We start from the raw sequence: 8,183 nt of genomic DNA on the forward strand, positions 1-8,183 counted from the left end.
AGCAGAACCTATGCCTGCACCAGCTGGCGGTGGAACCAGATTCTATTCTCCGCTGGTACTTACAATTGCACAGCAGGAAGGCGTAAGCTTTGCTGAGCTGGAAAATATACCGGGCAGCGGCAGCGAAGGCCGTGTTACCAAAAAAGATATACTGGAATATGTAGCTGCCCGCCAGCAGGGCCACCAGCCTGCTGCACGGCCAGCAGCAGCTGCAACTACTTCGGTTCCTGAAAGCAGGCCGGCCCCTGTTGAAGCATCCAAAGCGGTGGCTGCACCGGTACACACTTTTAATGGCAGCAGCAGCGGCGGTAATGTGGAGATCATTGAAATGGACCGTATGCGCAGGCTGATCGCAGAGCATATGGTGCGCAGCAAGGCCACCAGTCCGCACGTAACCAGCTTTGCAGAAGCAGATGTAACGCACATGGTAAAGTGGCGCGATAAAGTGAAAAAGGATTTTGAACAACGGGAAGGGGAGAAGCTCACCTTTACCCCGCTGTTCATAGAAGCGCTGGTGAAATGTATTAAACGTTTCCCGCTGGTGAACTGCTCCCTGGAAGGCGATAAGATCCTCCTGAAGAAAGACATTAACATAGGTATGGCCACGGCCCTGCCCAGCGGCAACCTGATCGTTCCCGTGATCCGCAATGCCGACATGCTGAACCTGGTAGGGCTTACCCGGCAGGTGAACCAGCTGGCCAATGCCGCCCGCAACAACCGCCTGAAACCGGAAGATACCCAGAGCGGTACCTTTACGCTTACCAACGTGGGCACCTTTGGCAGCCTGGCCGGCACGCCTATTATTAACCAGCCGCAGGTAGCCATACTGGCTGTAGGCGCTATTAAAAAGCGCCCGGTAGTAATTGAATCCCCCGAAGGCGATTCCATTGCTATCCGCCATATGATGTACCTGTCGCTCTCATACGACCACCGCATTGTTGACGGTGCATTGGGTTCTACCTTCCTGAGCGCAGTAGCGCAGGAGCTGGAGCACTTTGATCCGGAAAAAGTATATTAATCAGATCCATCCCTGCAGGCGTAAAGTGTGCAGGTATCTTTTGCGCAGGGCAACCGTGAAGAAAAGTAAAAAGTAAAAAAGCAAAAATTAAAAAGTAAACGCAGTTGTACGCTTACGCTGCATTCCTTTTTTGCTTTTTAACTTTTACTTTTTTACTTTTCTTCACGGTTGCCCTGCCTTTTTATTGATACTCATATACACTTTCTAACACGAACGTTATCAGCCTGTTAACAATTGGTTAACCATCAATTATTTAAATGGACCGTAATTTACGCGGGCACAAAGTACATGAATCACGGGGCATAAAATGACCCCTGCGTATAAGGAAGAGAATGGCCTATGAAGTGATCCCTGATGTTCGTTAGCTAATGATAATACACCCGACATATCCTTTTTCTCATGATCAATATTGGTATCATTGAAGACAACTATTTTCAGCTGAACAGCTACAAAGAATTTTTAGAAGATTTCCAGGATTGCAGGGTCGTGTTTACGTGTAAATCAATGGAGGAATTCAGGGCGCTGCCTTCTTATGAAATGAATGTTGCGGTGATCCTGCTGGATGTAATGTTACCCGGAGAATCCGGCATACAGGGCATTTACCCGCTGCGCTGTCTTTTCCCGGATGCTAAGATCATTATGCTCTCTGCCCACGATCAAAAGGAACATATTGTATCCTCTATTAAGGAAGGCGCGCATGGTTACCTGATGAAAACCGGCCGCCTGGCGGATATTTACCAGGGCATGATGGATGCGCTCAATTACGGCAGCACCCTCTCTCCAAGAGTTGCCTACCAGCTGATCAGCTATATGAATGAAGATCCGTTGCAGCAGCTGCGGAATAAGCTAACGGAAAGGGAATATGAGGTGCTGCATTTATTAAAGCAGGGGCATTCCTATAAAACCATGGCGAACCGTTTGCATTTGTCTGTGTTCACCATCAATCATCACCTGAAGAAGATCTACCAGAAGCTAAATGTTTCATCCAAATCAGAGCTGGTATCCAGGATCTGTTTGAACAATTTACAGGTGCCACTATAATTAGTAGGGGGCTAAGCAGTGCTGTTAACAACTACCACTATAATTAGTGGTTTACCGAAAGGGTACTTGCTGTAATATTGCAACGTTGCTTTTTATTTCGTGTTCCATATCCTCTGAACAATACAGTGTGCTTCCATTTTAAGGGTATCCCCCATGGATGATACACACAGTAGCGCAATATAACCAGTTGGCTGCTGTTAACACCATCGCAAAGTAAAAGATATATGGCGTCGTACACCACCGGCGCCATTTTCTTTTTGTACCGGGTTAATGAAAGGCGGGTGAAAGGGCTAAAACAAAAGAACCGCCCTGTGGAACAGGACGGCTCTTTCAAATTTCATTTGGCCTTGAAAACCTGGCGCAATAGAATAAATAACTAAATTAATAGCGACGATCGCGGCCACCGCCACCATATCCACCGCCACCACGGTTTCCACCACCACCACTCCTGAAGTTATTATTCGGCTGTTTAGGTCTTGCTTCGTTTACCATTAATTGTTTGCCTTCTATCTCAGTGCCATTCAAACTATTCATAGCCTTGGATCCCTCTTCCTGGTTAGGCATTTCCACAAATCCAAAACCGCGTGAACGGCCGGTTTCGTGGTCCTTAATGATTTTCGCGGAGGTTACTTCCCCAAATTCGCTAAATATCTGGTGAAGGTCCTCATCGTTCAACCTATAGTGCAGGTTGGCTACGTAAATGTTCATGACTAAAAGATTAAAAAAATGAAAAATAATACTGAAGATAAAGAAATTAAATTGATAAAATATCTTACCCTGGCAACATTTTCTAAAAAGAGGGCCCGCGGGTAGTAACGGTATACCCCAAACGTGGTACAGTCAAGCATTTACGGGGTTTTTTAAATATTCATTAAAATGAAATCAAATGCATTATAGCGCTATTTTTATGCACTTTTTTTTGTAAATTTAGTCTATAATCCATTAAATTTTATTGTTATGGGTGTATTAAGTGAAACCTGGTTTGCAGATGGTTATATAGACTTTGAACAGAAAAAATATACCTTACTGGCTTACCTGCAGGAGATCAACCATTACTTCAACGAGAACAAGCTTTACCCGCAGCTGGCGGATGTTATTTTCCACTTCAACAACTTAGTGGCTTTCCGGGACAACAAACAATTCATTCAGCAGCAATTCCCCAAAAGGCTCACTTCCCTGAACATGGAGAAGCTGCAGATCCTGTATGAGCAGATGATTGCGGACGATGAGCTGATGCAGGAGCTGGAAAGCATTATCTACTATGCCATGAACCGGATGAACCTGACCATTAAGGATGGAACGGAGATCTATGAAATGGTGGAAGACAGCATGAATATAGCGCCGGTAGGCCTGATACCGCTGGATACACAGGAAGGATACCTGTTCCTCTCTGACGGGCGGCACCAGGATACGCTGGTGTATGAATACCGCCTGACCATTTTTGAGCGGCATGATGAAAAGTACCGGGGCATTCATACCCAGCTGATAGAAACTTACCGGAAAGACCTGGTGCACTCCTGCGAGCATATTAAAACCATCCTGATAAGGCAGCGTAAAAAGCTACCTAACCCGGCAGTATACCGGGTAGATACACAGCTGGTGTTTCCGCTGAATGAAACCCTGCTGCCTATTGCCAAAAGATGTTTGGTGAAGTATATAACGATGAATGCTGCTTAATGTGCTGATGTGCCAATATGCCAATGTGCTGGTATATGCTGATTTAATAGGATACAATCATCCAACCAACAAAAACCAGCATATTAGCATATCAGCACATTAGCACATCATTTCAGCGGCAATACGCTTCCTCCTTCATCAAATACCACTTCCAGCTCATGATCCTGTAAAAAGGGCTGATAATACTGTACAATGATCTTTTTGATCTTGTCTTTGGACTGCTGCAGGTAAAGGGTATTGCCTGCCAGCTGATCGCGGGAGGTTTGGTACAGCTTTTTCTGCACGGCGGTATAGGTTTCATCATCCTGGAAAAGCAGCCAGCCCTTGCGGTTGGCAGTTTCCATTTTGTCCACTTTCAGCTCATAGCTGAGCAGGTGGGGGGCCGGGAGCTGTACGGTGATCTTTTTATCGGTAACGGACACACGGAAATTCTTTTCATTAACATCTACCCCATATTTAGCCAGGTAGGGTATAGAGACCCAGATGGTATTTTCCAGGAACATTTTTTTAAAGTTGTCGGCCCAGCCGCCGTCATCTTCCAGGTTACTGCGCTTAATGCTGGCTACGCCCTGCACTTCCAGGCTGGCCAGCTCGGCTATTTCCCTTACGATCGTACTGTTGCTCAGGATCTGCTGGCTTACGGACCGGCTGCCGAATTGCTTACCCAACCAGAATACCAGCAGAACAAGAAGTGCGAAGCCGACTAAATAGAGGAATCTTTTCATAGTTAAGGCAAGCTAGAAATAAATTACGAATTATAGGTAATGGGTACAGATGCACGTAATATGTTTTGTATACTATATAGGGCGTTTTTATAACGTTTTGCAGCCTGCATTTGGTATTTAGCAGGCTCTTTGGCATATAGAATGCTGCTGCCGGCAATAATTGTTGCCACAGGCATTCCCTGTTTGCAGGGGCAGGCAATGAATGCGAAGCGTTCCACGCAGTATACTGTAATGTTCTACTCAACTCGTATTGATAAGCCGTTATTAATCTTCCCGTGTAAGCGAAAAGATCAGCTCCTTATGCTGCGGGTATAGTGCCTGCAGCTTTTTGCGCTGTGCCAGCTCAAAATCTTCAAAATCAAAGCCCGGGGCTACGCTGCAGCCTACCAGGGCAAAACCGGCATCGGTGTCCAGGCGGGAGGCAAACCAGTTGCCGGCCGTTACTACTACCTGCAGCTGCTCGCCCAGGTGCAGGTTACGTCCCAGCTTGTGTACCATTAAGCGGCCGTCTGAGCCAATTTCGTATATACTTAAAGGTTCTCCATCATAAAAATGCCAGATCTCATCGGCCATAATGCGGTGAAAGGCGGAGAACTGTCCGGCTTCCAGTAAAAAGTAGATGCAGGTAGCGGCATTACGGTTGCCCTTCATGCCCGGCGGCAGGGTGGATTTGTGTAATACCCAGGAGGAGCGGTAGGTTTCCCGGAAGGCGCCACCTTCCACATGCGGCTGTAATTGCAGTTGTTCGCGCCAGTACTCAGCTGTTTTAAGGGTTGTGATCATTGGATATTTTTTAGTCCATGGTCCATAGTCGATGGTCCATGGCGTATATATGGTTGTTTTACGTAACCAGGGTACACATTGTACGCTGCTCTTTCCTGCGTTGTATGCCATGGACCATCGACTATGGACCATGGACTGCTACATATATGGGTTATGGATCTGCATAAATCTTTCCGGCTGCGGCAGTGGTGTAAAGCCATACTGCGCGTACAGCTGGTGGGCATCGGCAGTGGCCAGCAGCCACCTTCTTAAGCCCTGCAGGTCAGGGTGGGCCAGGATGGTTTGCACCAGCCATTTGGACAAGCCCTGCTTGCGGTGAGCCGGCACAATAAACACATCGCCTATCCAGGCAAAGGTGGTATAGTCTGTGGTGACCCGTGCAAAGCCTACCTGCTGCTGCCCGTGATAAACGCCGAAACAAAGGGAATGTTGTACCGAGCGCTGCACCTTTTGCAGCGGAATGCCTTTGGCCCAGTACGAATCATTACTCAGGAAATGATGGATCAGATCTATATCCAGTTTTTCGCGGTCTGTGCTAATGGTATACGCGCCCTGCTGTACCTGCATAATCTCCATTATCAAGTATTTAGGAACAAAATAGATAAAAAAGCACAAAGCTTAAAGGAGAAAGCAGAAAGCATAAAGGAGAAAGCAGAAAGCATAAAGCAGAAAGGTGCAGCGGGAAAGAATGTAACAGTGTGGGCTTAAAAGAAAAAATGGAAGATGAATTGCTTCAGCTTCCATTTTTAAATTTTTCACTTTAATATTCTTTTATGCCACGGCAACGCCTGTAGCGGGTACCGGCATTTGTGCCACTGCGGCAGTATTGTTATTGTTGTTACCAAAAGTATTGAAGAAAGAAGGTGTTTGCCCGTTAAAATAAACGTAATCCTGGCGGAACACGGCTTCATTATAATACTGGCTGTTATTAGCGGTCATAGGCTGCCATTGCGGTACGCTGGTTTGCTGTAACAGCTGCATAGCCTTTTTAAAGCGCAGCATGCGGGCATACAGCTTGGGTGGTAAACCTACTACTTCCATAAACAATCTTTCCAGGGTGGGCCTTGACAGGCGGAAACGGGCTGCCAGCTCAGCGATGTTCACATGTCCATCTTTCTCCTGCAGGAAGTTGGCTACTTCTTCTACTTCCTGTTTATTGTAAGCCTGCTGCTGCATAGCGCCTTGCAGGGCAGTGTCCAGCAGGGCCGGTATGCCCGCGGCATCCGCGCTTGCCAGCTGTGTAGCCAGCGCATTCCAGTTCTGGCCGGGCAGCTTGCCCAGATCACGGTAGTAGTTGCTGATGGCGTGCATGTTAATGCCCAGCATGCGGTAGCTGCCGTAAGCATTCAGGTGCACGATCACTACTTTTACCGGACCTTTTACCTTTAACTGGCTGGAACAGGTGAAATGCCCTACCACAGAAGTTTGCGGTAAAGTAAAAGTGGTATGCTGGCAAGGCTGACAGCTTACTTCGCCTTGTTGCAGGAACACCATATACTGATCACCTAATGATAACAGGTTCTGTGGCAAATTAATTACCCCTGAAGTATCATCGTGCCAGTAGTAGTAATGCTTTACATAAGGATGTAAGTTGGCTGCAGGACGATAGATATGGAAATTCATAGGAAAAAATTTCTAAAGATTATAGGAACATCTATCTGATCACTCCCCGGAAAACTCTAACAGATTCTCTTGTTAATGTAAATATAGGTAAAATATATTATATAGTGATAATAAATAGTATGATACTTTTTTTACATTCAACATCAGGGATTTAGATCAATGTTCTATGGTTAGTGGCCGTTTGGCAATAGGTTTTTCAGGTTTTTCAAGGTAAAAATCCGGCCACTAACCATTAGAACGATTGCTTATGGATTATTATTGTTGACCTCCCAACCCCAGTTCACTCCTTTTTCCGTAGCCGGTACTCCGTATTGCAGCCACTGTGGGGCCGGAGCGCCTTTCAGGAAGTGATCAAAGAATTGTTGCTCCCGGCGCTGAATATCCTTACGGTTTTGGCGTAACACCAGGTTATGGGCCTCATTATTATAGTTTAACAGCCAAACAGGTTTGCCCAGGCGGCGCAAACCGGTGAACAGCTCAATACCCTGGTACCAGGGTACGGCGCCATCCGCATCATTACTCATAATTGCCAGGGGAGTGGTTACATTGGGTAAATGGAACAGGGGAGAGTTCTCCAGGTACAGCTCCGGCTTTTCCCATAAGGTAGCGCCAATGCGGCTTTGCGTATGCTCATACTGGAACTGCCTGTTCATACCGCTTTCCCAGCGTATGCCGCCATAGGCGCTGGTCATATTGGCTACCGGCGCACCGGCCCATGCAGCTTTGAACAAATGCGTTTGTGTAACCAGGTAAGCTACCTGGTAACCGCCCCAGCTTTGCCCCTGTATGCCAATGTTGGTGCTGTCAACCCAGGGATGCTGCGCCAGTGCGCGGGCCCCGCTTACAATATAATTGTAGGCGCTTTTACCGGGGTGCCCGTTCTCATAGATAATATCCGGCGCAAACACCAGGTAACCCCGGCTTACAAAGAAGGGGATGTTGAGGCGGGAAGGGGTGGGCGCGGGCGGCGAATAATTATACAAGCCATCCGACAGCTTTTCATAAAAGTAAATGAGCATGGGGTAGTGTTTGGTGCTGTCAAAATCTTCCGGCTTGTACAGGATGCCTTCTGCAGGCTGCCCGTTGTAGGCCGTCCATTTAAACAGGGAAGCAGTGCCCCAGTTATATTGCTGCTGCTGCGGGTTTATATGACTGAGCTGTATGGCTTTGTTAAAAGACGGTGTTTTGCCGGAGAGTGTGGCGGCATATACATCCGGCGAAAGCGCATAGCTGCTTTTGGTGAAAATGTAATTGTCTGCATTTTTAGCCTTAGCCGGTTGCTGATAAGCAAAAGGCCCCATGGCCAAAGCCTGCAG

9 protein-coding genes are annotated in these 8,183 nt (G+C 47.1%); 3 read left to right on the forward strand and 6 right to left on the reverse strand.

The features are described 5' to 3' along the window. Both VIM87_RS12495 and VIM87_RS12500 read left to right on the forward strand, forming a co-directional pair. The coding region (locus VIM87_RS12495) for a dihydrolipoamide acetyltransferase family protein (protein ID WP_331997316.1) at positions 1-1,018 on the forward strand (1,018 nt) is incomplete at its 5' end. Between the two features lie 399 nt (positions 1,019-1,417). Then, complete coding sequence (locus tag VIM87_RS12500) at positions 1,418-2,059, forward strand: response regulator transcription factor (protein WP_331997317.1); 642 nt, start codon at positions 1,418-1,420, stop codon at positions 2,057-2,059. Between the two features lie 381 nt (positions 2,060-2,440). Here the strand turns inward: VIM87_RS12500 and VIM87_RS12505 are convergent, their stop codons facing one another. Beyond that, positions 2,441-2,767 (reverse strand): RNA-binding protein, encoded by a 327-nt coding sequence (locus VIM87_RS12505; protein ID WP_331997318.1) that lies wholly within the window; start codon positions 2,765-2,767, stop codon positions 2,441-2,443. A 249-nt stretch (positions 2,768-3,016) separates the two neighbouring features. On the opposite strand from VIM87_RS12505, the gene VIM87_RS12510 reads away from it, so the two are divergent. Then, the gene (locus VIM87_RS12510) at positions 3,017-3,736 is read left to right on the forward strand and encodes a hypothetical protein (RefSeq protein ID WP_331997319.1); all 720 of its coding nucleotides are present in this window, start codon (positions 3,017-3,019) and stop codon (positions 3,734-3,736) included. A 107-nt stretch (positions 3,737-3,843) separates the two neighbouring features. On the opposite strand, the gene VIM87_RS12515 is transcribed toward VIM87_RS12510, so the two are convergent. From VIM87_RS12515 to VIM87_RS12535, 5 genes are all read right to left on the reverse strand, one after another. Then, positions 3,844-4,461 (reverse strand): DUF4230 domain-containing protein, encoded by a 618-nt coding sequence (locus VIM87_RS12515; protein ID WP_331997320.1) that lies wholly within the window; start codon positions 4,459-4,461, stop codon positions 3,844-3,846. A gap of 264 nt (positions 4,462-4,725) precedes the next feature. Then, complete coding sequence (locus tag VIM87_RS12520; protein ID WP_331997321.1) at positions 4,726-5,244, reverse strand: cupin domain-containing protein; 519 nt, start codon at positions 5,242-5,244, stop codon at positions 4,726-4,728. Positions 5,245-5,382: 138 nt separating this feature from the next. Next, positions 5,383-5,820 (reverse strand): GNAT family N-acetyltransferase, encoded by a 438-nt coding sequence (locus VIM87_RS12525; protein WP_331997322.1) that lies wholly within the window; start codon positions 5,818-5,820, stop codon positions 5,383-5,385. Positions 5,821-6,015: 195 nt separating this feature from the next. Continuing rightward, on the reverse strand, positions 6,016-6,867 hold the full coding sequence (locus tag VIM87_RS12530; protein WP_331997323.1) for a helix-turn-helix domain-containing protein: 852 nt from the start codon (positions 6,865-6,867) through the stop codon (positions 6,016-6,018). A gap of 245 nt (positions 6,868-7,112) precedes the next feature. Continuing rightward, a partial coding sequence (locus VIM87_RS12535) for an alpha/beta hydrolase family protein (RefSeq protein WP_331997324.1) occupies positions 7,113-8,183 on the reverse strand: 1,071 nt, incomplete at its 5' end.

It is taken from the genome of Chitinophaga sp., from assembly GCF_036569125.1.
Taxonomy (GTDB): Bacteria; Bacteroidota; Bacteroidia; order Chitinophagales; family Chitinophagaceae; genus Chitinophaga.

What these genes read in the sequence shown, in the direction of transcription:
- VIM87_RS12500 (WP_331997317.1), top strand. Translation starts at nt 1,418, where the DNA reads ATGATCAATATTGGTATCATTGAAGACAACTATTTTCAGCTGAACAGC.
- VIM87_RS12505 (WP_331997318.1), bottom strand. Translation starts at nt 2,767, where the DNA reads ATGAACATTTACGTAGCCAACCTGCACTATAGGTTGAACGATGAGGAC.
- VIM87_RS12510 (WP_331997319.1), top strand. Translation starts at nt 3,017, where the DNA reads ATGGGTGTATTAAGTGAAACCTGGTTTGCAGATGGTTATATAGACTTT.
- VIM87_RS12515 (WP_331997320.1), bottom strand. Translation starts at nt 4,461, where the DNA reads ATGAAAAGATTCCTCTATTTAGTCGGCTTCGCACTTCTTGTTCTGCTG.
- VIM87_RS12520 (WP_331997321.1), bottom strand. Translation starts at nt 5,244, where the DNA reads ATGATCACAACCCTTAAAACAGCTGAGTACTGGCGCGAACAACTGCAA.
- VIM87_RS12525 (WP_331997322.1), bottom strand. Translation starts at nt 5,820, where the DNA reads ATGGAGATTATGCAGGTACAGCAGGGCGCGTATACCATTAGCACAGAC.
- VIM87_RS12530 (WP_331997323.1), bottom strand. Translation starts at nt 6,867, where the DNA reads ATGAATTTCCATATCTATCGTCCTGCAGCCAACTTACATCCTTATGTA.